This is a genomic window from Rhizobium sp. TAL182, from assembly GCF_002117725.1.
GTDB lineage: Bacteria > Pseudomonadota > Alphaproteobacteria > Rhizobiales > Rhizobiaceae > Rhizobium > Rhizobium esperanzae.
The window spans coordinates 1799178-1821579 of sequence record NZ_CP021024.1 but is presented as its reverse complement, the minus strand read 5'-3'; the positions used below and the strand labels follow the sequence as shown (position 1 = coordinate 1821579).

Annotated in this window: 35 protein-coding genes; 6 read left to right on the top strand and 29 right to left on the bottom strand. The window is 60.7% G+C overall.

The window, feature by feature from the left end:
- Positions 1-27: 27 nt before the first annotated feature.
- Both Tal182_RS32185 and Tal182_RS09165 read left to right on the top strand, forming a co-directional pair.
- Positions 28-186, top strand: a complete 159-nt coding sequence (locus Tal182_RS32185) for a hypothetical protein (protein ID WP_164517743.1) — start codon at positions 28-30, stop codon at positions 184-186.
- 124 nt (positions 187-310) lie between these two features.
- Positions 311-622, top strand: a complete 312-nt coding sequence (locus Tal182_RS09165) for a DUF1883 domain-containing protein (protein WP_085859199.1) — start codon at positions 311-313, stop codon at positions 620-622.
- A 12-nt stretch (positions 623-634) separates the two neighbouring features.
- Here the strand turns inward: Tal182_RS09165 and Tal182_RS09160 are convergent, their stop codons facing one another.
- Together Tal182_RS09160 and Tal182_RS09155 are read right to left on the bottom strand one after the other, a co-directional pair.
- Positions 635-1951 (bottom strand): replication-associated recombination protein A, encoded by a 1317-nt coding sequence (locus tag Tal182_RS09160; protein ID WP_064801927.1) that lies wholly within the window; start codon positions 1949-1951, stop codon positions 635-637.
- On the bottom strand, positions 1948-3351 hold the full coding sequence (locus Tal182_RS09155; RefSeq protein ID WP_064801925.1) for a DegQ family serine endoprotease: 1404 nt from the start codon (positions 3349-3351) through the stop codon (positions 1948-1950). Before Tal182_RS09155 ends, Tal182_RS09160 begins: the two co-directional genes overlap by 4 nt.
- A 133-nt stretch (positions 3352-3484) precedes the next feature.
- Here Tal182_RS09155 and Tal182_RS09150 point away from each other — a divergent pair, with 133 nt between their 5' ends.
- Positions 3485-3865: a DUF1232 domain-containing protein gene (locus Tal182_RS09150; RefSeq protein ID WP_085859198.1), complete on the top strand. Its 381-nt coding sequence runs from the start codon at positions 3485-3487 to the stop codon at positions 3863-3865.
- Between the two features lie 19 nt (positions 3866-3884).
- The gene (locus tag Tal182_RS09145) at positions 3885-4235 is read left to right on the top strand and encodes a hypothetical protein (protein WP_086005019.1); all 351 of its coding nucleotides are present in this window, start codon (positions 3885-3887) and stop codon (positions 4233-4235) included.
- A gap of 58 nt (positions 4236-4293) precedes the next feature.
- Here the strand turns inward: Tal182_RS09145 and ilvD are convergent, their stop codons facing one another.
- A complete protein-coding gene (gene ilvD / locus Tal182_RS09140) occupies positions 4294-6132 on the bottom strand; it encodes a dihydroxy-acid dehydratase (RefSeq protein ID WP_085859197.1) in 1839 nt (612 codons plus the stop codon).
- 340 nt (positions 6133-6472) lie between these two features.
- On the opposite strand from ilvD, the gene msrP reads away from it, so the two are divergent.
- Both msrP and msrQ read left to right on the top strand, forming a co-directional pair.
- Entirely contained in the window at positions 6473-7420 is a 948-nt protein-coding gene (msrP, locus tag Tal182_RS09135) for a protein-methionine-sulfoxide reductase catalytic subunit MsrP (protein WP_085859196.1), read from the top strand.
- Positions 7420-8076, top strand: a complete 657-nt coding sequence (gene msrQ, locus Tal182_RS09130) for a protein-methionine-sulfoxide reductase heme-binding subunit MsrQ (protein WP_085859195.1) — start codon at positions 7420-7422, stop codon at positions 8074-8076. The genes msrP and msrQ overlap by 1 nt, the downstream gene beginning before the upstream one ends.
- Positions 8077-8085: 9 nt before the next feature.
- On the opposite strand, the gene Tal182_RS09125 is transcribed toward msrQ, so the two are convergent.
- From Tal182_RS09125 to rplD, 26 genes are all read right to left on the bottom strand, one after another.
- The gene (locus Tal182_RS09125; protein ID WP_085859194.1) at positions 8086-8478 is read right to left on the bottom strand and encodes a DUF2809 domain-containing protein; all 393 of its coding nucleotides are present in this window, start codon (positions 8476-8478) and stop codon (positions 8086-8088) included.
- Between the two features lie 164 nt (positions 8479-8642).
- A complete protein-coding gene (gene rplQ, locus Tal182_RS09115; protein WP_011424993.1) occupies positions 8643-9065 on the bottom strand; it encodes a 50S ribosomal protein L17 in 423 nt (140 codons plus the stop codon).
- A 176-nt stretch (positions 9066-9241) separates the two neighbouring features.
- Positions 9242-10252, bottom strand: coding sequence for a DNA-directed RNA polymerase subunit alpha (locus Tal182_RS09110; protein ID WP_003547579.1), 1011 nt, complete (start codon positions 10250-10252; stop codon positions 9242-9244).
- Between the two features lie 97 nt (positions 10253-10349).
- The gene (rpsK, locus tag Tal182_RS09105) at positions 10350-10739 is read right to left on the bottom strand and encodes a 30S ribosomal protein S11 (protein ID WP_003547577.1); all 390 of its coding nucleotides are present in this window, start codon (positions 10737-10739) and stop codon (positions 10350-10352) included.
- Between the two features lie 133 nt (positions 10740-10872).
- Positions 10873-11241, bottom strand: a complete 369-nt coding sequence (rpsM, locus tag Tal182_RS09100; RefSeq protein ID WP_008521297.1) for a 30S ribosomal protein S13 — start codon at positions 11239-11241, stop codon at positions 10873-10875.
- Between the two features lie 222 nt (positions 11242-11463).
- Positions 11464-12114 carry an adenylate kinase gene (locus Tal182_RS09095; protein ID WP_085859192.1) on the bottom strand — a complete coding sequence of 217 codons (651 nt, stop codon included), beginning with the start codon at positions 12112-12114 and terminating at the stop codon, positions 11464-11466.
- Positions 12111-13451 (bottom strand): preprotein translocase subunit SecY, encoded by a 1341-nt coding sequence (gene secY, locus Tal182_RS09090; protein WP_064801913.1) that lies wholly within the window; start codon positions 13449-13451, stop codon positions 12111-12113. The genes Tal182_RS09095 and secY overlap by 4 nt, the downstream gene beginning before the upstream one ends.
- A gap of 233 nt (positions 13452-13684) precedes the next feature.
- Positions 13685-14161 carry a 50S ribosomal protein L15 gene (rplO, locus tag Tal182_RS09085; RefSeq protein WP_064801911.1) on the bottom strand — a complete coding sequence of 159 codons (477 nt, stop codon included), beginning with the start codon at positions 14159-14161 and terminating at the stop codon, positions 13685-13687.
- Positions 14162-14177: 16 nt separating this feature from the next.
- Positions 14178-14387 (bottom strand): 50S ribosomal protein L30, encoded by a 210-nt coding sequence (gene rpmD / locus Tal182_RS09080; RefSeq protein WP_011424988.1) that lies wholly within the window; start codon positions 14385-14387, stop codon positions 14178-14180.
- A 13-nt stretch (positions 14388-14400) separates the two neighbouring features.
- Complete coding sequence (rpsE, locus tag Tal182_RS09075) at positions 14401-14970, bottom strand: 30S ribosomal protein S5 (protein WP_003573784.1); 570 nt, start codon at positions 14968-14970, stop codon at positions 14401-14403.
- A 134-nt stretch (positions 14971-15104) separates the two neighbouring features.
- Complete coding sequence (gene rplR, locus Tal182_RS09070) at positions 15105-15467, bottom strand: 50S ribosomal protein L18 (protein ID WP_011424987.1); 363 nt, start codon at positions 15465-15467, stop codon at positions 15105-15107.
- Positions 15468-15479: 12 nt separating this feature from the next.
- Positions 15480-16013 (bottom strand): 50S ribosomal protein L6, encoded by a 534-nt coding sequence (gene rplF / locus Tal182_RS09065; protein ID WP_064801909.1) that lies wholly within the window; start codon positions 16011-16013, stop codon positions 15480-15482.
- Between the two features lie 41 nt (positions 16014-16054).
- Positions 16055-16453, bottom strand: a complete 399-nt coding sequence (rpsH, locus tag Tal182_RS09060; protein ID WP_004674934.1) for a 30S ribosomal protein S8 — start codon at positions 16451-16453, stop codon at positions 16055-16057.
- Positions 16454-16465: 12 nt separating this feature from the next.
- Positions 16466-16771, bottom strand: a complete 306-nt coding sequence (rpsN, locus tag Tal182_RS09055; RefSeq protein WP_018115514.1) for a 30S ribosomal protein S14 — start codon at positions 16769-16771, stop codon at positions 16466-16468.
- Positions 16772-16803: 32 nt separating this feature from the next.
- Positions 16804-17361 (bottom strand): 50S ribosomal protein L5, encoded by a 558-nt coding sequence (rplE, locus tag Tal182_RS09050; protein WP_011424985.1) that lies wholly within the window; start codon positions 17359-17361, stop codon positions 16804-16806.
- Complete coding sequence (gene rplX, locus Tal182_RS09045; protein WP_085859191.1) at positions 17354-17662, bottom strand: 50S ribosomal protein L24; 309 nt, start codon at positions 17660-17662, stop codon at positions 17354-17356. The genes rplE and rplX overlap by 8 nt, the downstream gene beginning before the upstream one ends.
- 12 nt (positions 17663-17674) lie before the next feature.
- Positions 17675-18043 (bottom strand): 50S ribosomal protein L14, encoded by a 369-nt coding sequence (gene rplN / locus Tal182_RS09040; protein WP_003573790.1) that lies wholly within the window; start codon positions 18041-18043, stop codon positions 17675-17677.
- Positions 18044-18304: 261 nt separating this feature from the next.
- On the bottom strand, positions 18305-18544 hold the full coding sequence (gene rpsQ / locus Tal182_RS09035) for a 30S ribosomal protein S17 (RefSeq protein WP_004674926.1): 240 nt from the start codon (positions 18542-18544) through the stop codon (positions 18305-18307).
- Between the two features lie 12 nt (positions 18545-18556).
- Positions 18557-18757, bottom strand: coding sequence for a 50S ribosomal protein L29 (gene rpmC, locus Tal182_RS09030; protein ID WP_004674925.1), 201 nt, complete (start codon positions 18755-18757; stop codon positions 18557-18559).
- Between the two features lie 11 nt (positions 18758-18768).
- Complete coding sequence (gene rplP / locus Tal182_RS09025; RefSeq protein ID WP_003573792.1) at positions 18769-19182, bottom strand: 50S ribosomal protein L16; 414 nt, start codon at positions 19180-19182, stop codon at positions 18769-18771.
- Positions 19183-19220: 38 nt separating this feature from the next.
- A complete protein-coding gene (gene rpsC, locus Tal182_RS09020; RefSeq protein WP_003573793.1) occupies positions 19221-19955 on the bottom strand; it encodes a 30S ribosomal protein S3 in 735 nt (244 codons plus the stop codon).
- On the bottom strand, positions 19955-20344 hold the full coding sequence (rplV, locus tag Tal182_RS09015) for a 50S ribosomal protein L22 (RefSeq protein ID WP_064801907.1): 390 nt from the start codon (positions 20342-20344) through the stop codon (positions 19955-19957). The genes rpsC and rplV overlap by 1 nt, the downstream gene beginning before the upstream one ends.
- 2 nt (positions 20345-20346) lie before the next feature.
- The gene (gene rpsS, locus Tal182_RS09010) at positions 20347-20625 is read right to left on the bottom strand and encodes a 30S ribosomal protein S19 (protein WP_007531666.1); all 279 of its coding nucleotides are present in this window, start codon (positions 20623-20625) and stop codon (positions 20347-20349) included.
- Between the two features lie 15 nt (positions 20626-20640).
- Positions 20641-21477, bottom strand: coding sequence for a 50S ribosomal protein L2 (rplB, locus tag Tal182_RS09005; RefSeq protein ID WP_064801905.1), 837 nt, complete (start codon positions 21475-21477; stop codon positions 20641-20643).
- An 11-nt stretch (positions 21478-21488) separates the two neighbouring features.
- Positions 21489-21782 carry a 50S ribosomal protein L23 gene (locus tag Tal182_RS09000; RefSeq protein ID WP_003547550.1) on the bottom strand — a complete coding sequence of 98 codons (294 nt, stop codon included), beginning with the start codon at positions 21780-21782 and terminating at the stop codon, positions 21489-21491.
- Positions 21779-22399, bottom strand: a complete 621-nt coding sequence (gene rplD, locus Tal182_RS08995; RefSeq protein ID WP_004674918.1) for a 50S ribosomal protein L4 — start codon at positions 22397-22399, stop codon at positions 21779-21781. The genes Tal182_RS09000 and rplD overlap by 4 nt, the downstream gene beginning before the upstream one ends.
- Between the last annotated feature and the right edge of the window lie 3 nt (positions 22400-22402).

The window sequence follows — 22402 nt, the reverse complement described above, 5'->3', positions numbered from 1 at the left end:
TCGCCGTAACGGCAAGGGTCAAACGCCATGCGAAATATCATGTCCTCCGCCTTCCACGCTCTTCGCCCACATCGGATCACGCGCGGCGACCGGCGGATGCGCGAGAGGCGCACCGCCTGGGCGCTCATCGCCTTCAGCGTCCTGCTGGCCTGTGTCGAACTTTACATCGTCTACTCCGCATTCTGAGCCCTCTGCGCGTGTTTTCCACGCAGCGAGAGAAGGCATGGGATGAAGGGGCCGATCTCCAACTTTTCGTTAACCGGCATGCTGGTAAAATCTCGTCGCCAAGTTATCAGATGCCACGAGACCGATGCCGAAACCGAATTTCCGCTTCAGCCATTACGATCTCAAGGAACAGCGAGCCGGAACGATCGTCGAGGTGTCACTGAATGCGGTGAACAATGTTCGTCTGATGACGGCGCCGAACTTCCAGCGGTTCACCGAGGTTCTCGATTTCAAATATATTGGCGGCGTGGCGCGCAAGTCACCCGTCAAGCTCACCGTTCCGGAAAGCGGCCACTGGCACGTCGTCGTCGATATGGAAGGCCACCACGGCCTTGCCGAATCTGCTGTCAAGGTGATCGCCGCGCCACCCAATCAGAAGACGCCGCGTTCTTCCTGACATTCGGACGGGTCAGCGCGGATTGCGCTCCTTACGAAGCTTCGCCCACCATTCCAGCCGCTTGCGGATGTCGCGTTCAAAACCGCGTTCCGGCGGATCGTAGAAGGTCTGGCGGCCCATTTTCTCCGGGAAATAATCCTGGCCGGAAAAGGCATCCGGCTCGTCATGGTCGTAGCGATAACCTTCACCATAGCCCTCGCCTTTCATCAGCTTGGTCGGCGCATTGAGGATATGCTTGGGCGGCAGCAGCGAACCGTTCTGCTTCGCGGCCTGGCTTGCCGCCTTGAAGGCGGTATAAACGGCATTCGATTTCGGAGCGGTGGCGAGATAGACGCAGGCCTGGGCGAGCGCCAGCTCCCCCTCCGGCGATCCGAGATAGTCATAGGCATCCTTAGCGGCGTTGCAGATCACCAGCGCCTGCGGATCGGCAAGCCCGATATCCTCCACCGCCATGCGCACCAGACGCCGGCCGAGATAGAGCGGATCCTCGCCGGCATCGAACATGCGGGCGAGATAATAGAGCGCAGCATCCGGGTCCGAACCGCGCACCGATTTATGCAGCGCCGAAATGAGGTTGTAGTGACCGTCCTGCGCCTTGTCGTAAACCGGGGCGCGGCGCTGGACGATGCGCGTCAGGCCTTCGGTGTCGAAGCTCTCGCCCTCGCGGGCGGCACGCCAGACCTCTTCGGCAAGCGTCAGCACCGCGCGGCCGTCGCCATCGGCCATGCGGATCAGGCTGGCGCGGGCCTCCTCGGTCAGGGGCAGCGGCCTCTGCTCGATCGCCTCGGCGCGCGTCAGCAATTCCTCCAGGCTCTCCTCGTCATGTGATTTGAAGGTGAGGACGCGGGCGCGCGACAACAGAGCGGCGTTGAGCTCGAAGGAGGGATTTTCGGTGGTGGCGCCGACGAGGATGACGGTGCCGTCCTCCATAACAGGCAGGAAACTGTCCTGCTGGGCGCGGTTGAAACGATGGATCTCATCGACGAACAGCAGCGTCTGGCGGCCGTCCATGCGGCGCATGCGAGCCGCCTCGAACACTTTCTTCAGATCGGCAACGCCGGAAAAGATCGCCGATATCTGCTCGAAGGCCAGCCCCGCCTCACCGGAAAGCAGCCGCGCCACCGTCGTTTTGCCGGTGCCTGGCGGCCCCCAGAAGATCATTGAGCCGAGCGAACCACTTTCGATCATCCTCTTCAGCACGCCGTCCTCACCGGTCAGATGTTCCTGACCGGTGACATCGGCAAGCGTCTTCGGCCGCAACCGGTCGGCAAGCGGCCGCCTGGCGGCAACCTCTTCCGGAACACGCGGCGCGAAGAGATCATTGCTCATCGAAAGAACTGCCGGATGCGCTGGCCGTCGCGCTCGATCTCGACCCGCCACAGGCCGGGGTCGCTATCGGCGATCTCAGAGAGCTCTTTGGTCGATTTCACGTCCGTCCCGTTGATCGAAACGATGATATCCTTGGGCTCAAAACCAAGGCGGGCTGCCGGCGAATCCTCCTTGACATCCGCAACGACGACGCCCGCCGATTCCGAGGGCATACGCAATTCGTCTGCGACACGCGGCGACAGGTTTTCGACGACGGCGCCGGTAAAGGGCGTGCGCCCGCCGATAACGCGCTGGTCGCGCGGCGAGGTTTCCGGGGCGCGATCCAGCGCCAGCGATAACTGCTCCTCGCGACCGTTGTCGATGACGGTCAGATTGACCGATTTGCCAAGGCCGGCTGTCGTCAGGCGATAGAGCAATGCGTCCGGATGCTCGACGGAGATGCCGTTGACCGACGTGACGATCTGGCCGGCCTTCAGCCCGGCCTTGGCCGCCGGGCTGCCTTCCGAAACCTTGACGACGAGTGCGCCGCGCACTTTGTTGAGTCCAAGGGCTTCGGCGACTTCCGACGTCACCGCATCGAAGCTCGCGCCGACATAGGGCCGCTCGAAGGATTTGACGCCGGCATCGGCGGAAGCGAGGAAGACCTTGACCAGATTGGCGGGAATGGCAAAGCCGATGCCGTTCGAGCCGCCGCCGCGCGAGAAGATCGCGGTATTGATGCCGATCAGTTCGCCCTTGATGTTCATCAGCGCGCCGCCGGAATTGCCGGGATTGATCGACGCGTCGGTCTGGATGAAGAAGCCGAACTCGTTCTTGACCACCTGGTTGCGGGCAAGCGCGGAGACGATACCGCTCGTCACCGTCTGCCCGACACCGAAGGGATTGCCGATCGCCAGCACGAGATCGCCGACCTCGACGTTATCGGAATTGCCGATCGGCAGCGTCGGGAAGCTCTCCTTGGTGTCGATCTTCAGCACGGCGAGGTCGACGCGGTCGTCGCGCAGCACCACCTTGCAGGGGAATTCGCGGCCATCCGACAGCGCCACCTTGATGTCGTCGGCGCCTTCGACGACGTGGTTGTTGGTGACGACGGTGCCGTTCGCCTCGACGATGACGCCGGAACCGAGCGAGGACTGCTTCTCGGATCGATTCGGCATCTGCTGGCCGAAAAACTGCTCGAAGAAGGGATCGCCGGCAAAGGGCGACTGGCGCTGGATGATCTTTTCCGCGTAGACGTTGACGACTGCGCCCGACGTCTGCTTGACCAGCGGCGCGAAGGAGAGCTGCATCTGCATCTGGCTCTCAGGCACCGTCTTTGCCGTCTGCGCCTGGGCTGCAGCCGGCAGAACGAGCATGAGAGCGAACAGCGAAACGGAGGCGCGCTTGAACAGGCCTTGCATGGGTATCCCTTTTGAATCCTCTTGAGCAACGTTGTAGCGTCCGACGCTAGAAAGGAAAGAGGGCGGAAGCATGGAAGAATAAGGCAAGAGAATGCCCTGAAGTCGCTGCGAATTTGATTCCGGAAGATCAGCCATGGAACTGATATCAAAAGCCAAAATCTGGGCAAAGTCACTGAAGCGTGACATCGTAGCGCTGTGGCTTGCCGCTCGCGATCCTCGCGTGCCCTGGTATGCGAAAGCGGTCGCCGGTGCTGTCGCAGCCTATGCGCTTTCGCCGATCGATCTGATCCCCGATTTCATTCCCGTGCTCGGCTATCTCGACGATCTCGTCATCGTTCCGCTCGGCATCCTGCTGGCGACGCGTCTTGTTCCAGCAAAGGTGATGGCTGCGCTTCGCGTCGAAGCTGCGAGGCGGATCGAACGCCCGGCCGGCCGGGCAGGATTGATCTTCATCCTTGTCGTCTGGCTCTCCTGCATCATCTTTCTGGCTCTGGCAGTGCGCAAGCTGATTTGATCGGCAGTAAAGGAAGATGATGATGACATGGCGAATGTCGGCCGCGCTTGGTTTGGCGATCCTGATTTTCCCATCGGATCCGGCATGGTCGGCGAGCTTCGATTGTGATGCGAAGGAATTGAAGCCGGACGAAAAGGCGATCTGCGACAACCGCGCCCTCAACGACGCCGACGTCAAGATGGTGACGACCTTCGAGCTGCTCTCCGGGCTGCTGGCCATGGGTTCGCGCGGAACATTGCAGGACGAGCAGACCGCCTGGCTGAAGAAGCGACAGGAATGCGGGGCCGACGCGGCCTGTATCAAGGCTGCCTATGACGAGCGGATGAAGCAGCTCGGCGAGACCTACAAAAACATCAACCGGCCCCTTTGACAGCGGCCGGTTGGCAAAGCCGCTGACTCTTAATCAGCGGGTCGTAGTTCGAGACTACTCAGCGGGCGTTGAGATCCCGCACGGCGCCGCGGTCGGCGCTGGTTGCGAAAGCCGCATAGGCCTTCAGCGCTGTGGTCACATTGCGTTTGCGAACCTCGGTCGGCTGCCAGCCCTTGCCGTCCTGCTCGGCGCGGCGGGCGGCGAGTTCGGCCTCGCCGACGCGCAGGCTGATCGTGCGGTTCGGGATATCGATATCGATCATGTCGCCTTCGCGCACCAGGCCGATCGTCCCGCCATTCGCCGCTTCCGGCGAGACGTGGCCGATCGAAAGGCCGGAGGTGCCGCCGGAGAAGCGGCCGTCGGTGATCAGCGCGCAGGCCTTGCCGAGGCCCTTCGACTTCAGGTAGCTCGTCGGATAGAGCATTTCCTGCATGCCGGGACCGCCCTTCGGGCCTTCGTAGCGGATGACGACGACGTCGCCGGCCTTGATCTCGTTGGCGAGGATCGCCTTGACCGACGCATCCTGACTTTCGAAGACGCGGGCCGGGCCGGAGAATTTCAGGATCGATTCATCGACGCCGGCCGTCTTGACGATGCAGCCGTCGACCGCGAGATTACCCTTCAGCACGGCAAGACCGCCATCCTTGGAGAAGGGATGTTCGACCGAGCGGATGACGCCGTGCTGGCGATCGGTGTCGAGTTCGTCCCAGCGAGCCTCCTGGCTGAAGGCGACCTGGGTCGGGATGCCGCCGGGAGCGGCGCGATAGAAGTTGCGGACGCTGTCGCTGGTGGTGCGGGTGATGTCCCAACGATCGATCGCATCGCCGAGCGTCTCGGCATGAACGGTCGGGCAATCGCGGTTCAACAGGCCACCCTTATCGAGCTCGCCGAGGATCGACATGATGCCGCCGGCGCGGTGGACATCTTCCATATGCACATCGCTCTTGGCGGGCGCGACCTTCGACAGGCACGGCACCCGGCGCGACAGTGCGTCGATGTCGGCCATGGTGAAATCGACCTCGCCTTCGTGAGCGGCGGCCAGGATGTGCAGGACCGTGTTGGTCGAACCGCCCATGGCGATGTCGAGCGCCATGGCATTCTCGAAGGCCCGCTTGGAGGCGATGGTGCGCGGCAGCGCCTTGACGTCGTCCTGCTCGTAATAGCGGCGGGCGAGATCGACGATCAGGTGGCCGGCCTCGACGAAGAGGCGCTTGCGATCGGCATGGGTGGCGAGCGTCGAGCCGTTGCCGGGCAGCGACAGGCCGAGCGCCTCGGTCAGGCAATTCATCGAGTTTGCAGTGAACATCCCGGAGCACGAACCGCAGGTCGGACAGGCTGAACGCTCGATGACCTTGACGTCGTCATCGGAGATCTTGTCATCGGCAGCCGCGACCATGGCATCGACGAGGTCGAGCGAGTGTTGCTTGCCATGCAGCACGACCTTGCCCGCTTCCATCGGACCGCCGGAAACGAAGACTGTCGGGATGTTGAGGCGCAGCGATGCCATCAGCATGCCGGGGGTGATCTTGTCGCAGTTGGAAATGCAGACCATGGCGTCGGCGCAATGGGCATTGACCATGTATTCGACACTGTCGGCGATCAGCTCGCGCGACGGCAGCGAATAGAGCATGCCGTCATGGCCCATGGCGATGCCGTCGTCGACCGCGATCGTGTTGAACTCCTTGGCAACGCCGCCGGCCGCCTCGATTTCGCGAGCGACCAGCTGGCCGAGATCCTTCAGATGCACGTGGCCGGGAACGAATTGGGTGAAGGAATTCACCACCGCGATGATCGGCTTGCCGAAATCCGAATCCTTCATGCCCGTGGCGCGCCAAAGGCCGCGCGCGCCCGCCATGTTGCGGCCGTGGGTCGTGGTTCTGGAACGGTAAGCTGGCATTGGTGTCTTCCTCGACATGTCGGAAACATCAGGCGAAGCCGGGGCGGCAATGAAGCCTGCGGCCCGGGCGAACGCCGCTTTTTGGAATTGTCCTAATCCAATCGATGGGAGCTGTCACTACCGGCAAGGCCAAATCCGGTACGCTGCCGGGAGAAGCGCGTTGAGGGCCATTCGAATATATACGGTTCGGCGGGACCTTTGGTTACGACCTATTCCATCACAGCCGAACACAAAAAATTGGCTTCCCGTCGGCAATATTCAAGGCATAGAGATTGATCCGAACATGCGGGCAGTTCGTTTAAGGACTATATTCGGAGTATCCGCCCTGGAGGTTTTCGACATGCCAAGCTATCGCCCCCCGAAGATCGCGTCGTCGGAGATCACGCCGCGCCAGATCTATCTGCGCCGCCGTGAATTCCTGGGCGCCGCAGCGCTGGGCGCCATGGCGCTCTATGGCGCCGGCAAGGCGAGCGCGGCCGCCCTTTCCGCCGTCGAGAGCAAGTACAAGGTCGATGAGAAGACGACACCGATCAAGGACGTCACGACCTACAATAATTTCTATGAGTTCGGCCTCGACAAGGGCGACCCTGCCGCTCTCTCCGGCGATTTCAAGCCGCTGCCCTGGACGGTCAAGGTCGACGGCATGGTCAACAAGCCAGGCACCTTCGACGTCGAGGCGCTGATGAAGGAATTCCCAATCGAGGAGCGCACCTATCGGATGCGCTGCGTCGAGGCCTGGTCGATGGTCATCCCATGGAACGGGTTTCCGCTGGCATCGCTGCTCGACAAGGTGGAGCCGCTCGGCAGCGCCAAATATGTCGCCTTCGAAACCGTCGTGCGGCCGGAGGAGATGCCGGGCCAGAAGGGCTTCTTCCAATCGCTCGACTGGCCCTATGTCGAGGGGCTGCGGCTGGACGAGGCGCGCCACCCGCTGACGCTGCTTGCCGTCGGACTTTATGGTGAAACGCTGCCGAACCAGAATGGTGCGCCGATCCGCCTGGTCGTGCCGTGGAAATACGGCTTCAAGGGCATCAAGTCGATCGTCAGGATCACGCTCACCGACCAGCAGCCGAAAAACACCTGGCAGGTAACAAATCCGCAGGAATACGGTTTCTACGCCAACGTCAATCCTGCCGTCGACCATCCACGCTGGAGCCAGGCGAGCGAACGACGCATCGGCGAAAGCGGTTTCTTCGGCGCAAGTCGCCACCCCACCCTGCCCTTCAACGGCTATGCCGACGAGGTGGCGAGCCTTTATGCCGGCATGGACCTGAAGGCGAATTTCTGATGGCCGAACTGTCGCTTGCCATCCCGAAGCGCTGGCAACCTGCCTCCGTCTGGCTGCTTTATACCGTCGGGCTCGTGCCTGCCGTCTGGACCTTTTATCTCGGCGCGACCGATCAGCTCGGCGCCGATCCGGTCAAGACCTTCGAGCTCTTCCTCGGCATATGGACGATCCGCTTCCTGATCGCGACACTTGCGGTGTCCCCTGCCCGCGAGTTGTTCGGCTGGAATTATTTGCGCTACCGCCGCGCTCTCGGCCTTTTGACCTTCTACTACGCGCTGATGCATTTCACCGTTTACATGGTGCTCGACCAGGCGATGGATATTCAGGCCGTCATAAATGACGTGCTGAAGCGCCCGTTCATCATGTTCGGCATGGCCGGCCTTGCGATGCTTATTCCCCTGGCGGTGACATCCAATAATTTCTCGATCCGTCGCCTCGGCAATCGCTGGATCTGGCTGCACCGCCTCATCTACATCATTGCCGCCTCCGGGGCTCTGCATTTTGCGCTTTCGACCAAGATCCTCGATCTCGAGCAGTTTATTTATGTGGGGTTGATCATCGCGCTCATCCTTTACCGCTCCTGGCGGCCGATCGCGCGCAGTCGGAAGAAAAGCCAGGGGCGGCAACGCAATCGCGCGGTGGCGTCGGTTTCTTGAAGCCAGCCGTCAACGGCGCGCGGGATCAAAGGCACAGGCCGCAGCGATGCCGATCGCATAGGCCAGTATGTTCCAGAGGGAAAATATCCGGCCAAGCAACAAGGCGCCTGCAGTCGTCAGCCGAAACGCGTCCAACCAGGGTGTATGATAAAGCCGGAACAATTCGACTGCGACTGCCATGAACAGCGCCATGACCGCAATGACTGCCCGCGGTGACTTTCCGAGAACGAGTGCCACCAGCAGATAGACCATCGCTCCCCACAGCGCCGACCCGCCATATTTGACGACGACGAAAGGCAGATCGACCGCGTAGCCGAAGCGCCTGAGTGCCAGGCCGGCCGCAATCGCCACAAGCACAGCCGCGAGACGGAGGAACTGCGCTCGAGAATGCGCTTCGCGCATAGAATCTTCTTCCCTCTTAATCTCCACAGTTTGGAGCTCTGGGCGGACATCAGAATGGCTCCGTCGCTAAAGAAGCTGCGCCGCTTCCGTTTTCGACCGATGCACAAACGAAAACAGCCGGGCTTTGCAGGCCCGGCTGTTTTCTATCCGCCGAAGCGGAAGACTTAGGCGGCGACGGCCTGCTCTTCGGCAGCGACACGGGCCTTGTCGGCTGCGCCCTTGGCGTAGGTGTCGCGGTCGACGAACTCGATCACGGCCATGGCGGCGTTGTCGCCCTGGCGGAAGCCGGCCTTCATGATGCGCAGGTAGCCGCCGTTGCGGGTGGCGTAACGCGTTGCGATCGTGTCGAACAGCTTCGAGACGACGGCGGCATCGCGGATCTGCGAGATCGCCTGACGGCGAGCGTGCAGGTCGCCGCGCTTGCCGAGCGTGACCAGCTTCTCGACGATCGGACGGATTTCCTTGGCCTTCGGCAGGGTCGTGACGATCTGCTCGTGGGTAATCAGCGAAGCCGCCATATTGGCGAACATCGCCTTGCGGTGGCTTGCGGTTCTATTCAGCTTGCGGCCGGCTTTACCATGGCGCATTGCTATTCTCCTTTAATGCAGTGCCCTTACGTTAGGTGGGCCTGCCGTTTCCTGGCACATGCAGGCGATCGGCCTGCTGTTTGACGGGGAAAGGCAGCCGAAAGAGCCTGCCTTTTGTTATGTTCTTGCGATCGGCGTGCGGGCGGAAAACCGCTTTACACTTTTCCTCACGCCGCTCAGTACTGGTCTTCGTAACGCTTGGCGAGATCTTCGATGTTCTCGGGCGGCCATGCCGGCACTTCCATGCCGAGGTGCAGGCCCATGGAAGCGAGAACTTCCTTGATTTCGTTCAGCGACTTGCGACCAAAATTCGGCGTGCGGAGCATTTCTGCTTCGGTCTTCTGAATGAGGTCGCCAATGTAGACGATGTTGTCGTTCTTCAGGCAGTTTGCCGAACGGACCGACAGTTCGAGTTCGTCCACCTTCTTGAGGAGAGCCGGGTTGAAAGCGAGTTCGGTGACTGCTTCTTCTTCGGTTTCCTTCTGCGGTTCGTCGAAGTTGACGAAGACGCCAAGCTGATCCTGGAGGATGCGCGCCGCGAAAGCGACGGCGTCTTCGCCGGTGATTGAGCCATCGGTTTCGATGGTCATGTTCAGCTTGTCGTAGTCGAGAACCTGTCCTTCGCGGGTATTTTCAACCTTGTAGGACACCTTCTTGACCGGCGAATAGAGGCTGTCGACCGGGATAAGGCCGATCGGAGCATCTTCTGCACGATTGCGTTCGGCCGGAACATAGCCCTTGCCGTTGTTGACGGTGAATTCCATGCGGATTTCGGCGCCCTCGTCGAGCGTGCAGATCACATGCTCGGGGTTGAGGATTTCGATATCGCCGACCGTCTGAATGTCGCCAGCCGTGACAACGCCCGGGCCCTGCTTACGGACGACCATGCGCTTCGCGTCGTCGCCATCCATCTTGATGGCGATTTCCTTGATGTTGAGCACGATATCCGTGACGTCTTCGCGGACGCCGGGAATCGAGGAGAATTCGTGCAGCACGCCGTCGATCTGCACCGCCGTGACGGCAGCACCGCGCAGCGAGGAGAGCAGAACGCGGCGCAGCGCGTTGCCGAGGGTGAGGCCGAAGCCGCGCTCCAGCGGTTCGGCGACAAGCGTCGCCCTGGTGCGCGAGCTCGAGGAGAACTCCACCTTGTTCGGCTTGATCAGTTCCTGCCAGTTCTTCTGAATCATGAGTTTGCCTTCCGTTCGTTGCCACCATCCAATCGTGACAACCGAGCTTGAAAACCACCGGGAGCACCAAGGCGCTCACCGGTGACGAGAGCGATGATCAGACGCGGCGCTTCTTGCGCGGACGGCAGCCATTGTGCGGGATCGGGGTCACGTCGCGGATGGACGTGATCATGAAACCTGCAGCCTGGAGCGCGCGCAGAGCCGATTCACGGCCCGAACCCGGACCGCAGACTTCGACTTCCAGCGACTTCATGCCGTGCTCCTGGGCCTTCTTGGCGCAGTCTTCGGCAGCGATCTGGGCAGCAAAGGGGGTCGACTTGCGCGAGCCCTTGAAGCCCTTGGCGCCAGCCGACGACCAGGCGATCGCATTGCCCTGCGCATCAGTGATGGTGATCATCGTGTTGTTGAAGGTCGAGTTGACGTGAGCGACACCCGACGAGATATTCTTGCGCTCGCGACGGCGAACGCGGACGGCTTCCTTAGCCATGCTATTCCTTTCGTTGATCTCTTCACCGCCGTAACACCAGCGGCTACACCGGAACGGCGCCTATATGGTCCCGATCCAAACTCAAAAGAGGCCGGCGCGGACCGCCAGCCTCCCCACCCCGGTTTCCCGGAAATTACTTCTTCTTGCCAGCGATTGCCTTTGCCGGACCCTTACGGGTGCGGGCATTGGTGTGCGTGCGCTGACCGCGGACCGGAAGGCCGCGACGATGACGCAGGCCGCGGTAGCAGCCGAGGTCCATCAGACGCTTGATGTTCATCGCGGTTTCGCGACGAAGATCACCCTCGACCTGATAGTCACGGTCGATGGCTTCGCGGATCTGAAGGACTTCAGCGTCCGTCAGCTGATGCACACGACGTTCAGCCGGAATACCGACCTTCTCGACGATTTCCTGTGCGAATTTCGGACCGATCCCGTGAATGTAGGTCAGCGCGATGACTACGCGCTTTGCAGTCGGGATGTTGACGCCAGCGATACGTGCCACGCCTGTTCTCCTTGCATTCCAGTTGCCATCCGGCAAGTGGGCTTCGTTATGCGGCCCTCAGGACCGCCCGTTCAGATTTAATGTCCGTAACATGTCAAAACGACCGCACCCGGACTTCCCAGGGAAATCCGCGCCGATCGCAGGGAATGTCGCGAGTTGGCGCGGTGTTTAGCGGAATCACTGCTGAAAAGCAACCGTTTCCGCCAAGTTTATTTTCAAGCCTTACAGCTTGGAAAGAATGGCTTCGACCTCGCCAGTCACCCGATCGATTTCGGCCATGCCGTCGACGGACCTGAGCTTGCCCTTGGCATGGTAGTAACCGATCAGCGGCGAGGTCTCCTTGTAGTAGACCTGCAGCCGGGCCGTCATGGTCTCTGGATTGTCGTCGGGACGGCGCTTGAAGTGGGTAGAGCCGCACTTGTCGCACACGCCTTCATTGGCCGGGACCTTGTCCGTGTCGTGATAGACGCTACCGCACTGCGCACAGGAGTAGCGACCGGCAACGCGCCGGACGAGCTCAGCGTCGTCGACGCGGAATTCGATGACGACGGAGAGATCAAGACCCTTTGCTCTCAGCATCGCTTCCGTAGCGTCCGCCTGAACAAGGGTCCTGGGGAAGCCATCGAGAATGAAACCGTTGGCGCAATCGGGCTGATCGATTCGCTCCGAGACGATGGCGATGACGATCTCATCCGAGACCAGCTTGCCGGCGTCCATCACCGCCTTGGCGCGTTTGCCGACCTCCGTGCCGGCGTTGACCGCCGCCCGCAGCATATCTCCCGTGGAAAGCTGCGGAATGCCGTGCTTTTCCACGATCCGCTGGGCCTGGGTTCCCTTGCCCGCGCCCGGCGGCCCCAAAAGGATAAGTCTCATCGCCCCCTCTTTCCTCCTCGCAACTTCGATTTCTTGATCAGGCCTTCGTATTGCTGCGCGATCAGGTGACCCTGGATCTGTGCAACCGTATCAAGAGTTACGCTAACCACGATCAAAAGCGAAGTCCCACCAAGGGATAATGGAATGCCGGTTTGCGACACCAGAATCTCAGGGAGGATGCAGACGAAGACAAGATAGATGGCGCCGATCAGCGTGATGCGGGTCAGCACGTAGTCAATATATTCGGCGGTGCGCTCACCGGGACGGATGCCGGGAATAAAGCCGCCATGCTTCTTCAGATTGTCGGCCGTGTCCTTCGGATTGAAAACGATGGCCGTATAGAAGAAGGCGAAGAAGGCGATCAGCGCCGCATAGAGCACCATGTAAAGCGGCCGTCCGTGACCGAGGGCGGCAACGATCGAGGTCGCCCAGGCAGGCATCGCAGTGGTGTTGGCAAAGCCTGCGACTGTCGCCGGCAGAAGCAGCAGCGAAGAGGCGAAGATCGCCGGGATGACGCCCGAGGTGTTCAGCTTCAGCGGCAGGTGCGAGGTATCGCCTTGGAACATGCGGTTGCCGACCTGGCGCTTCGGATACTGGATCAGCAACCGGCGCTGGGCACGCTCCACGAAGACGATGACACCGATGACGGCGATCGCGACTATGATGACGAGCAGGATGAGGCCGGTCGACAGCGCGCCGGTGCGGCCGAGTTCAAGGGTGCCGGCAAGAGCGCTCGGAAGGCCTGCTGCGATACCGGCGAAGATGATCAGCGAAATGCCGTTGCCGATACCGCGCGAGGTGATCTGCTCGCCGAGCCACATCAGGAACATCGTGCCGCCGAGCAGCGTCAGAACGGTGGAAATACGGAAGAACCAGCCCGGATCGACGACAAGGCCCTGGCCGCTCTCAAGGCCGGCGGCAATGCCGTAAGCCTGGAGCGCACCCAGAATGACGGTGCCATAGCGGGTGTACTGGTTGATGATCTTGCGCCCCTGCTCGCCTTCCTTCTTCAGGTTTTCAAGCGTCGGCACAACCGAAGTCATCAGCTGCACGATGATCGAAGCGGAGATATAGGGCATGATGCCGAGCGCAAAGATCGCCATGCGCTGAACGGCGCCGCCCGAGAACATGTTGAAAAGGCCGAGAATACCGCCTGCCTGGCCGCGGAACGCCTGGGCATAGGCTTCGGGATTGAGACCCGGAAGCGGGATATGGGTGCCGAGCCTGTAGACGAGGAGAGCAGCCAGTGTGAACCACAGGCGCTTCTTCAAATCCTCGGCTTTGGCAAAGGTCGAAAAATTGAGGTTGGATGCCAATTGTTCCGCTGCAGAAGCCATGCGATTCTCCGCCCTACCAATTCCGGCGTCCCTGGGGAAATACCGGCCCCGGAATCAGTATGAAAATAATTCAAAACCGGGCTTTGGACGGATTGCAGCGCAACCCCATGCCTCACCCTTGTTTTCCAGTCTTACCGGCATGACGCGGGCGCGCCAGCCAAGTTTTTGTGAGGCCCACATATGGGAGCAAAATCGCCCGGTGTGAAGCACTCCGGGCGATATATCATCAGATATTATTCTGCTGCAGCCGGAGCCGAAAGCAGCGTCACTGTGCCGCCGGCCTTTTCGATCTTCTCGACGGCGGGCTTGGAAGCGCCTGCGACGACGATGGTGATCTTGGCCTTGAGCTCGCCGTCAGCGAGAACGCGAACGCCATCCTTGGCGCGGCGGATAACACCGGCAGCCTTCAGGGCAGCTGCGTCAACAGTCGCCTTTGCATCGAGCTTGCCGGCGTCGATCGCAGCCTGAATGCGGCCGAGCGACACGACAACAAAATCGGAAGCGAAAATGTTGTTGAAGCCGCGCTTCGGCAGGCGACGATAGATCGGCATCTGGCCGCCTTCGAAGCCGTTGATGGCGACGCCGGAACGGGACTTCTGACCCTTGACACCGCGACCAGCCGTCTTGCCCGAGCCCGAACCGATACCGCGGCCGAGGCGCTTGCGGCTGTGGGTCGAGCCTTCGTTGTCCTTGATTTCATTGAGTTTCATGAGCGTTTCCTCCGTCTCACTTCTCGTCGACGATGCGAACGAGATGCTGGACAGCACGGATCATGCCGCGAACGGAAGGAGTATCCTCCAGCGTGCGGCGACGGTGCATCTTGTTCAGTCCGAGACCGATCAGCGTGCGCTGCTGGACGTCCGGACGGCGAATCGGGCTGCCGATCTGTTCGATCGTGACAGTCTTCGCTTCAGCCTTCTTGGTAGCCTTGGCCATTGGTCAGCTCCTCTTATTCTTCAGAGGCGTTGCCGGAGGCGCTACGACGAGCCTGCAGCGTTGCATATTTGATGCCGCGCTGAGCTGCGATGTCCTTCGGGTGAACCTGGTGCTTCAGAGCGTCGAAGGTGGCGCGAACCATGTTGTAGGGGTTCGACGAACCGGTCGACTTGGCGACAACGTCGTGCATGCCGAGCGTTTCGAAAACGGCGCGCATCGGACCGCCGGCGATGATGCCGGTACCGACTTTGGCGGAGCGCAGCAGAACCTTGCCGGCGCCGTGGCGGCCGTGGACGTCGTGATGCAGCGTACGGCCGTCACGCAGCGGTACGAAGATCAGCTCGCGCTTGGCGGCTTCGGTTGCCTTGCGGATGGCTTCCGGCACTTCGCGTGCTTTGCCATGGCCGAAGCCGACGCGGCCCTTCTGGTCGCCGACGACGACGAGTGCTGCGAAACCAAAACGACGGCCGCCCTTGACGACCTTGGCGACGCGGTTGATCGCGACCAGCTTGTCGACGAATTCGCTATCGCGCTCTTCACGGCTCTGGCGGTCTTCCCGCTGCGGCCTTCTTTCCTGTGCCATTGTCCTCTTCCTTTTTCTTTTCCGGGTGCAATCGGCAAATGAATGTGGACCGCATCAGCCTCCCCTTCTTGCCGGGGAGTGCCTGCGGTCCGGCGAAAATCCGGCCGGAGCGACAGCGCCCGGCCGGAAACTGATCAGAAGGTCAGACCGCCTTCGCGGGCCGCTTCGGCGAGAGCCTTGATGCGGCCGTGATAGATGAAGGCGCCACGGTCGAATACGACGTCCGTAACACCGGCCTTGGAGGCGCGCTCGGCGACGAGCTTGCCTACGGCGGCGGCGGCGGCGGTATCGGCACCGGTCTTCAGAGAACCGCGCAGATCCTTGTCGAGGGTGGAGGCGGACGCAAGCGTCTTGCCGGCCACGTCATCGATGATCTGAGCATAGATGTTCTTCGAGGAGCGATGAACCGACAGGCGCGGACGGCCATTGGCCACCGACTTGATATGACGGCGCACGCGGTTGGCACGACGTGCAAGTGCTTCTTTCCTGCTAGCCATTTCGCGTGATCCTTACTTCTTCTTGCCTTCTTTGCGGACGATCCGCTCGTCGGCATACTTGACGCCCTTGCCCTTGTACGGCTCGGGACCGCGATATTCGCGGATTTCAGCGGCAACCTGACCGACCTGCTGCTTGTTGATGCCGCTGACGATGATTTCAGTCGGCTTCGGAACAGCGATCGAGATGCCGACCGGCGGTTCATAGACCACGTCGTGGCTGAAACCGAGGGCCAGCTGCAGGTTCTTACCCTGCATGGCGGCGCGGTAACCGACGCCGTTGATTTCGAGCTTGCGCTCGTAACCGTCCTTGACGCCCTTGAAGATGCCTTCGATCATCGTGCGGGACATGCCCCACTTCGAACGCGCATCCTTGGACTGGTTCAGCGGCGTCACGACGACCGCGTTGTTTTCGAGCTTGAGGCTGATTTCGTCATTAGCGACGAAGAACAGCTCGCCCTTCGGGCCCTTTGCGGTAACCTTCTGGCCTTCGACCGTAGCCGTGATCCCAGCAGGCACCTGAACGGGCTTCTTACCGATACGAGACATGTTTCAATCCTGTCTGTTCGCTATGGAGATCCCTGCCGATCTTAGAAGACCGAGCAAAGAACCTCGCCACCAACGTTCTGTTCGCGAGCCTGGTGATCGGCCATCACGCCCTTCGGAGTCGAAAGGATGGTGATGCCGAGGCCGTTCGCGACCTGCGGAATGGACTTGACCGAGACATAAACCCGGCGGCCCGGCTTGGACACACGGCCGATCTCACGGATCACCGATGCGCCTTCATAATACTTCAGCTCGATGTTGAGCTCCGACTTGCCATTGCCGAAATCGACAACGGAATAGCCACGGATGTAGCCTTCGGACTGCAGGACATCGAGAACACGCGCACGGAGCTTGGACGCAGGCGTCGAAACCGACGACTTGCGGCGGGAAGCGCCGTTGCGGATACGGGTGAGCATATCGCCCAACGGATCAGTCATTGTCATCTAACCTGCTCCTTACCAGCTCGACTTGACGATGCCCGGCACCTTGCCGAGATTGCCGAGTTCACGCAGCGCGATACGCGACATGCGCAGTTTGCGGTAGTATGCGCGCGGACGGCCCGATACTTCGCAACGGTTGCGAATGCGGGTCTTCGATCCATCGCGCGGCAGGGATGCCAGCTTGATCGAGGCCTTGAACCGCTCTTCGATCGGAAGAGCCTGGTTCATGATGATCGCCTTCAACGCAGCCCGCTTTGCGGCCTGGTTGGCGACCGTATTACGGCGGCGCTTGTTCTTTTCAACTGCGCTTGTCTTCGCCATGTCAGGTTCCTTTTCTACGCTCGTCGTTACGGTTATTGACGGAACGGGAAGCTGAACTCCTTCAGGAGAGTCCGTGCTTCGTCGTCGGTCGTCGCCGTCGTGCAAACGATGATGTCCATGCCCCACATCTGATCAACCTTGTCGTAGTTGATTTCAGGGAACACAATGTGCTCCTTGATGCCCATGGCGAAGTTGCCACGGCCGTCAAAGCTCTTCGGGTTCAGGCCGCGGAAGTCGCGAACGCGCGGGAGCGCGATGTTGACCAGGCGATCCAGGAACTCGTACATGCGGGCGCCGCGCAGGGTGACCTTTGCGCCGATCGGCATGTTTTCGCGGACCTTGAAGCCTGCGATAGAGTTGCGTGCGCGGGTGATGACCGGCTTCTGACCGGCGATCGCTGCGAGGTCGGCGGCAGCAACCGTCGGCTTCTTCGAATCAGCGGTCGCTTCACCGACACCCATGTTGATCACGATCTTGTCGAGCTTCGGGATCATCATCTCGTTGGCGTAGGAGAACTTCTCCTGCATCGCCTTGCGGATGCGCTCGACATATTCCTTCTTGAGCCGCGGCTCGTATTTTGCCTCAGCCATCGATCACTTCTCCAGAACGCTTGGCCACGCGGACCTTCTTGCCGTCAACGACCTTGAAACCGACGCGGGTCGGCTTGCCGTCCTTGTCGACGATTGCAATGTTGGACAGGTGGACCGGGGCTTCCTTGTTGATGATGCCGGCTTCCTGGGTCTGCGTCTGACGCTGGTGGCGCTTCACGACGTTGACGCTACGGACGACCGCACGATCTTCCTTCGGCATGACCTGAACGACTTCGCCGGTGCGGCCCTTGTCCTTGCCAGCGAGCATGACGACCTTGTCGCCTTTACGAATCTTTTGCATCGCTTCCGCTCCTTACAGTACTTCGGGAGCCAGCGAGATGATCTTCATGTGGTTCTTGGCGCGAAGTTCGCGCGGAACCGGTCCGAAGATACGGGTGCCGATCGGCTCTTTCTTGTTGTCGATGAGGACTGCTGCGTTGGTGTCGAAGCGGATGACCGAGCCATCCGGACGACGGATGTCCTTGGCGGTGCGAACGACAACCGCCTTCATCACGTCACCCTTCTTCACGCGGCCGCGCGGGATCGCTTCCTTGATCGAAACGACGATGACGTCGCCGATCGAGGCATACTTGCGCTTCGAGCCGCCCAGCACCTTGATGCACATGACACGACGTGCGCCGGAATTATCCGCGACGTCGAGGTTTGTTTGCATCTGAATCATATCAGGTCGCCTTCTTGGTTTACCGGAATGGTTGGGCCTAAGCCCCCTACCCCGGCTTATGAAAATGTTCGCCGGCCAGCCTGCCGTAACGGCAGGCAAAAACACGGCATAGCTGAATAGCGCGGGGTCGATCGTGCCAGGGTGGTTTCCCGAACGGGACCTTCCGTGCGCTCAAAGCAAAAGAACGCCCGGCATTCGAGCGTTCTGACGCTGCTTCATACAGATATTTCGGCGAGACGCAAGGCCTCGCACAAAATTCTGTTACTTGCCCTGGGCGGCAATCACCGTCCAGCGCTTGTCCTTGGAGATCGGCGCGCATTCCTCGATGGATACGGTATCGCCGATCTTGTACTGGTTGTTTTCGTCGTGGGCCTTGTACTTCTTGGAACGACGAACGGTCTTCTGGAGCAGCGGGTGAGCGAAACGACGCTCGACGCGAACCACTACCGTCTTCTCGTTCTTGTCGCCAACGACGACGCCCTGCAGGATGCGCTTCGGCATATTTTTCTTCCTTTAGGCCTTAACTTCTGCCGCCTTCTGGCGGGCAATGGTTTTGACGCGGGCGATGTCCTTGCGGACTTCGTTGATGCGCGAGGACTTTTCGAGCTGGCCGGTCGCCTTCTGGAAGCGCAGATTGAACTGCTCCTTCTTCAGCTTGGCAAGCTCGTCCTTGAGTTGGTCGGCGGTCAACGCGCGAACATCTGAGGCTTTCATGAGCTCAATCCTTACTCTGCAATGCGCTGTACGAAGCGCGTCTTGACCGAGAGCTTGGCAGAGCCGAGACGAAGCGCCTCACGGGCGATCTCTTCGCTGACGCCGTCGATCTCGAACATCATACGACCGGGCTTGACCTTGCATGCCCAGTACTCAACGGAGCCCTTACCCTTACCCATACGGACTTCGGTCGGCTTTGCGGTTACCGGAACGTCCGGGAACACGCGGATCCATACACGGCCGGCGCGCTTCATGTAACGCGTGATCGCGCGGCGGGCCGCTTCGATCTCGCGTGCGTTGACGCGGTTGGGCTCCTGAGCCTTCAGGCCGAATTCGCCGAATGCCAGGTCAGAACCGCCCTTGGCGACGCCCTTGATGCGGCCCTTGAACTGCTTGCGGTACTTAGTACGCTTTGGCTGCAACATTTTCTTACTTCTCCGAGCTTATCTTTCGCCAGCGCTAATTACGCGTTGTCGCGTTCGCGGCGACGATCGCCACGGTCGCGTTCGCGGCTTGCCGGACCCTGTGCGTCGCCTTCCAGCGCGCGACGTTCGGAAGCCATCGGATCGTGCTCAAGGATTTCGCCCTTGAAGATCCAGACCTTGATGCCGCAGATACCGAATGCGGTTTCGGCTTCTGCCGTGCCGTAATCGATGTCGGCGCGCAGCGTGTGCAGCGGCACGCGACCTTCGCGGTACCATTCAGTACGGGCGATTTCAGCACCGCCGAGACGGCCGGCGCAGGTGATCTTGATGCCTTCGGCACCAAGACGCATTGCCGACTGAACGGCGCGCTTCATGGCGCGGCGGAAAGCCACGCGGCGCTCGAGCTGCTGGGCGATCGACTGAGCGACCAGCGTCGCGTCGACTTCGGGCTTGCGCACTTCGACGATGTTGAGGTGCGTTTCCGAGTTGGTCATATCAGACAGCTTCTTGCGGAGCTTGTCGATGTCGGCGCCCTTACGGCCGATGATCAGGCCCGGACGGGCCGAATGGATCGTGACGCGGCACTTCTTGTGCGGACGCTCGATAACCACCTTGGAGATGCCTGCCTGCTTCAGTTCGCTCATGACGAACTTGCGCATCTTCAGGTCTTCGTGCAGCAGCTGGCCATACTCGGCATTGTCCGCAAACCAGCGGCTATCCCAGGTACGGTTGATGCCGAGACGGAAACCGATCGGATTGATTTTCTGACCCATTATGCGGCCTCCTCTGCTGCCTGCACTTCACGAACGACGATCGTCAGGTGCGCGAAGGGCTTTTCGATGCGCGACGCGCGACCGCGGCCACGAGCGTGGAAACGCTTCATGACGATCGACTTGCCGACGTAGGCTTCGGCGACGACGAGCGCGTCGACGTCGAGGTCGTGGTTATTCTCGGCGTTGGCGATCGCGGATTCGAGCGTCTTCCTGACGGCGCCCGCGATGCGCTTGCGGGAGAACTCCAGCTCAGCGAGTGCACGCTCGACCTTTTTGCCGCGGATGGCCGCAGCAACCAGATTGAGCTTCTGGGGGCTGACGCGGAGCGTGCGGGCGACTGCTTGCGCCTCGTTGTCCTTCAGCCGGCGTTCGGCTTTTGCCTTGCCCATTGTTACTTCCTCTTCGCCTTCTTGTCCGCGCCGTGACCGTAGTAGGTGCGGGTCGGAGAGAATTCACCGAATTTGTGACCGACCATGTCTTCATTGACACTGACCGGGACATGTTTGCTGCCGTTGTAGACGCCGAAGGTAAGACCGACGAACTGCGGCAGGATCGTGGAGCGACGGCTCCAGATCTTGATCACTTCTGCACGTCCGCCTTCACGAACCTTCTCAGCCTTCTTGAGAAGATAGCCGTCAACGAACGGACCTTTCCATACTGAACGAGCCATTGGAGACTTCCTCTCTTACTTCTTGCGCTGATGACGCGAGCGCATGATCATCTTATCGGTCGACTTGTTCGAACGGGTGCGCTTGCCCTTGGTCGGCTTGCCCCACGGTGTCACCGGATGGCGACCACCGGAGGTTCGGCCTTCACCACCGCCGTGCGGATGGTCGACCGGGTTCATGACGACACCGCGGTTATGCGGACGCTTGCCGCGCCAGACGGTACGACCGGCCTTGCCGTCGTTGATGTTGGCGTGGTCCGGGTTGGAGACGGCGCCGATCGAAGCAAGGCAGATGCCGCTGACGAGGCGCTGTTCGCCGGAGTTCAGGCGAAGGATCGCCATGCCCTGGTCACGGCCGACGAGCTGTGCGTAGGAACCGGCGGAGCGGGCGATCTGACCGCCCTTGCCCGGCTTCATTTCCACGTTGTGGATGATGGAGCCGACCGGGATGTACTGCAGCGGCATGGTGTTGCCGGGCTTGACGTCGACAGCCTTTTCCGAAGCGATGACCTTGTCGCCGGCAGCGAGACGCTGCGGAGCGATGATGTAGGCCTGCTCGCCATCCGAATAGGTCACCAGCGCGATGAAAGCCGTGCGGTTCGGATCGTATTCGATACGTTCGACCGTGCCTTCGACATCGAACTTGCGACGCTTGAAGTCGACCAATCGGTAGCTGCGCTTATGACCGCCACCGATGAAGCGAGCCGTGATGCGGCCGAGGTTGTTACGACCGCCGCTCTTGGTCAGACCTTCCGTCAGCGCCTTGACCGGCTTGCCCTTGTAGAGCGAGGAGCGGTCCACGATGACCAGCTGACGCTGGCTCGGGGTCGTCGGATTGAATGTTTTCAATGCCATTTTCTTATACCTCAGAGACCGGTGGAGACGTCGATCGTCTGGCCTTCAGCCAGCGTCACGACAGCCTTCTTCACGTCCTTCTGCTTGCCGACGAAACCGCGGAACCGCTTGGTCTTGCCCTTGCGCAGCAGAGTGTTGACGGCCGTGACCTTGACGCCGAACAGCGCCTCGACAGCAGCCTTGATTTCCGGCTTTGTCGCCTGCTTGGCGACATTGAAAACAACCTGGTTGTTTTCGGATACCAGCGTGGACTTTTCGGTGATCGCCGGAGAGACGATCACATCGTAGTGGCGAAGATCGGTCACTTGAATCGCTCCTCTAGCGCTTCAACCGCAGCCTTGGAAAGCACGAGCTTGCCGCGGCGCACGATGTCGTAAACATTGATGCCCTGGATCGGCAGAACATCGATGTTCGGGATGTTCTGCGCTGCGAGCTTGAAGTTGCCGTCAAGCTCTGCGCCGCCGATGAAGAGGGCGTTGGTCAGGCCGAGCGTCTCGAAAGCGGACGCGAGAGCCTTGGTCTTGGCTTCAGCGGCGACCAAGTTGTCGATGACGATGACGTCATCAGCCTTGATCTTGGCCGAAAGGGCATGGCGAAGGCCGAGTGCGCGAACCTTCTTCGGAAGGTCGTGCTCGTGGCTGCGAACGACGGGGCCATGGGCCTTGCCGCCGCCGCGGAACTGCGGAGCGCGAGCCGAATGGTGACGAGCGCGGCCCGTCCCCTTCTGCTTGTACATCTTGGCGCCGGTGCGCGAGACTTCAGCGCGGCCCTTTGCCTTGTGCGTGCCCTGCTGCTTCTTGGCAAGCTGCCAGCGGATAACGCGGGCGAGAATGTCTTCGCGGGGCTCGAGGCCGAAAATCTCGTCCGAAAGCGAGACCTTCCCGGCGTCTTTTCCCTCGAGGGTCTTGACGTTCAATTCCATTGA

What these genes read in the sequence shown, in the direction of transcription:
- Tal182_RS09125 (WP_085859194.1), bottom strand. Translation starts at nt 8,478, where the DNA reads ATGCGCGAAGCGCATTCTCGAGCGCAGTTCCTCCGTCTCGCGGCTGTG.
- Tal182_RS09155 (WP_064801925.1), bottom strand. Translation starts at nt 3,351, where the DNA reads ATGCAAGGCCTGTTCAAGCGCGCCTCCGTTTCGCTGTTCGCTCTCATG.
- rplP (WP_003573792.1), bottom strand. Translation starts at nt 19,182, where the DNA reads ATGTTGCAGCCAAAGCGTACTAAGTACCGCAAGCAGTTCAAGGGCCGC.
- rplB (WP_064801905.1), bottom strand. Translation starts at nt 21,477, where the DNA reads ATGGCATTGAAAACATTCAATCCGACGACCCCGAGCCAGCGTCAGCTG.
- rpsS (WP_007531666.1), bottom strand. Translation starts at nt 20,625, where the DNA reads ATGGCTCGTTCAGTATGGAAAGGTCCGTTCGTTGACGGCTATCTTCTC.
- rpmD (WP_011424988.1), bottom strand. Translation starts at nt 14,387, where the DNA reads ATGGCCAAGGCTACCAAGAAGGCTGAAGCGAAGACTGTCACGATCGAA.
- rplR (WP_011424987.1), bottom strand. Translation starts at nt 15,467, where the DNA reads ATGGCTAGCAGGAAAGAAGCACTTGCACGTCGTGCCAACCGCGTGCGC.
- rpsN (WP_018115514.1), bottom strand. Translation starts at nt 16,771, where the DNA reads ATGGCGAAGACAAGCGCAGTTGAAAAGAACAAGCGCCGCCGTAATACG.
- rpsK (WP_003547577.1), bottom strand. Translation starts at nt 10,739, where the DNA reads ATGGCTAAGGAAGCCGTCCGCGTTCGCCGTCGCGAGCGCAAGAATATC.
- Tal182_RS09165 (WP_085859199.1), top strand. Translation starts at nt 311, where the DNA reads ATGCCGAAACCGAATTTCCGCTTCAGCCATTACGATCTCAAGGAACAG.
- Tal182_RS32185 (WP_164517743.1), top strand. Translation starts at nt 28, where the DNA reads ATGCGAAATATCATGTCCTCCGCCTTCCACGCTCTTCGCCCACATCGG.
- rpsQ (WP_004674926.1), bottom strand. Translation starts at nt 18,544, where the DNA reads ATGCCGAAGCGCATCCTGCAGGGCGTCGTCGTTGGCGACAAGAACGAG.
- rpsC (WP_003573793.1), bottom strand. Translation starts at nt 19,955, where the DNA reads ATGGGTCAGAAAATCAATCCGATCGGTTTCCGTCTCGGCATCAACCGT.
- msrP (WP_085859196.1), top strand. Translation starts at nt 6,473, where the DNA reads ATGCCAAGCTATCGCCCCCCGAAGATCGCGTCGTCGGAGATCACGCCG.
- rplD (WP_004674918.1), bottom strand. Translation starts at nt 22,399, where the DNA reads ATGGAATTGAACGTCAAGACCCTCGAGGGAAAAGACGCCGGGAAGGTC.
- rplV (WP_064801907.1), bottom strand. Translation starts at nt 20,344, where the DNA reads ATGGGCAAGGCAAAAGCCGAACGCCGGCTGAAGGACAACGAGGCGCAA.
- rplQ (WP_011424993.1), bottom strand. Translation starts at nt 9,065, where the DNA reads ATGCGCCATGGTAAAGCCGGCCGCAAGCTGAATAGAACCGCAAGCCAC.
- msrQ (WP_085859195.1), top strand. Translation starts at nt 7,420, where the DNA reads ATGGCCGAACTGTCGCTTGCCATCCCGAAGCGCTGGCAACCTGCCTCC.
- Tal182_RS09145 (WP_086005019.1), top strand. Translation starts at nt 3,885, where the DNA reads ATGATGACATGGCGAATGTCGGCCGCGCTTGGTTTGGCGATCCTGATT.
- ilvD (WP_085859197.1), bottom strand. Translation starts at nt 6,132, where the DNA reads ATGCCAGCTTACCGTTCCAGAACCACGACCCACGGCCGCAACATGGCG.
- secY (WP_064801913.1), bottom strand. Translation starts at nt 13,451, where the DNA reads ATGGCTTCTGCAGCGGAACAATTGGCATCCAACCTCAATTTTTCGACC.
- Tal182_RS09095 (WP_085859192.1), bottom strand. Translation starts at nt 12,114, where the DNA reads ATGAGACTTATCCTTTTGGGGCCGCCGGGCGCGGGCAAGGGAACCCAG.
- rplF (WP_064801909.1), bottom strand. Translation starts at nt 16,013, where the DNA reads ATGTCTCGTATCGGTAAGAAGCCCGTTCAGGTGCCTGCTGGGATCACG.
- rpsE (WP_003573784.1), bottom strand. Translation starts at nt 14,970, where the DNA reads ATGGCACAGGAAAGAAGGCCGCAGCGGGAAGACCGCCAGAGCCGTGAA.
- rpmC (WP_004674925.1), bottom strand. Translation starts at nt 18,757, where the DNA reads ATGAAAGCCTCAGATGTTCGCGCGTTGACCGCCGACCAACTCAAGGAC.
- rplX (WP_085859191.1), bottom strand. Translation starts at nt 17,662, where the DNA reads ATGCAAAAGATTCGTAAAGGCGACAAGGTCGTCATGCTCGCTGGCAAG.
- rpsH (WP_004674934.1), bottom strand. Translation starts at nt 16,453, where the DNA reads ATGACAATGACTGATCCGTTGGGCGATATGCTCACCCGTATCCGCAAC.
- rplE (WP_011424985.1), bottom strand. Translation starts at nt 17,361, where the DNA reads ATGGCTGAGGCAAAATACGAGCCGCGGCTCAAGAAGGAATATGTCGAG.
- Tal182_RS09150 (WP_085859198.1), top strand. Translation starts at nt 3,485, where the DNA reads ATGGAACTGATATCAAAAGCCAAAATCTGGGCAAAGTCACTGAAGCGT.
- rplO (WP_064801911.1), bottom strand. Translation starts at nt 14,161, where the DNA reads ATGAAACTCAATGAAATCAAGGACAACGAAGGCTCGACCCACAGCCGC.
- Tal182_RS09110 (WP_003547579.1), bottom strand. Translation starts at nt 10,252, where the DNA reads ATGATTCAGAAGAACTGGCAGGAACTGATCAAGCCGAACAAGGTGGAG.
- rplN (WP_003573790.1), bottom strand. Translation starts at nt 18,043, where the DNA reads ATGATTCAGATGCAAACAAACCTCGACGTCGCGGATAATTCCGGCGCA.
- Tal182_RS09160 (WP_064801927.1), bottom strand. Translation starts at nt 1,951, where the DNA reads ATGAGCAATGATCTCTTCGCGCCGCGTGTTCCGGAAGAGGTTGCCGCC.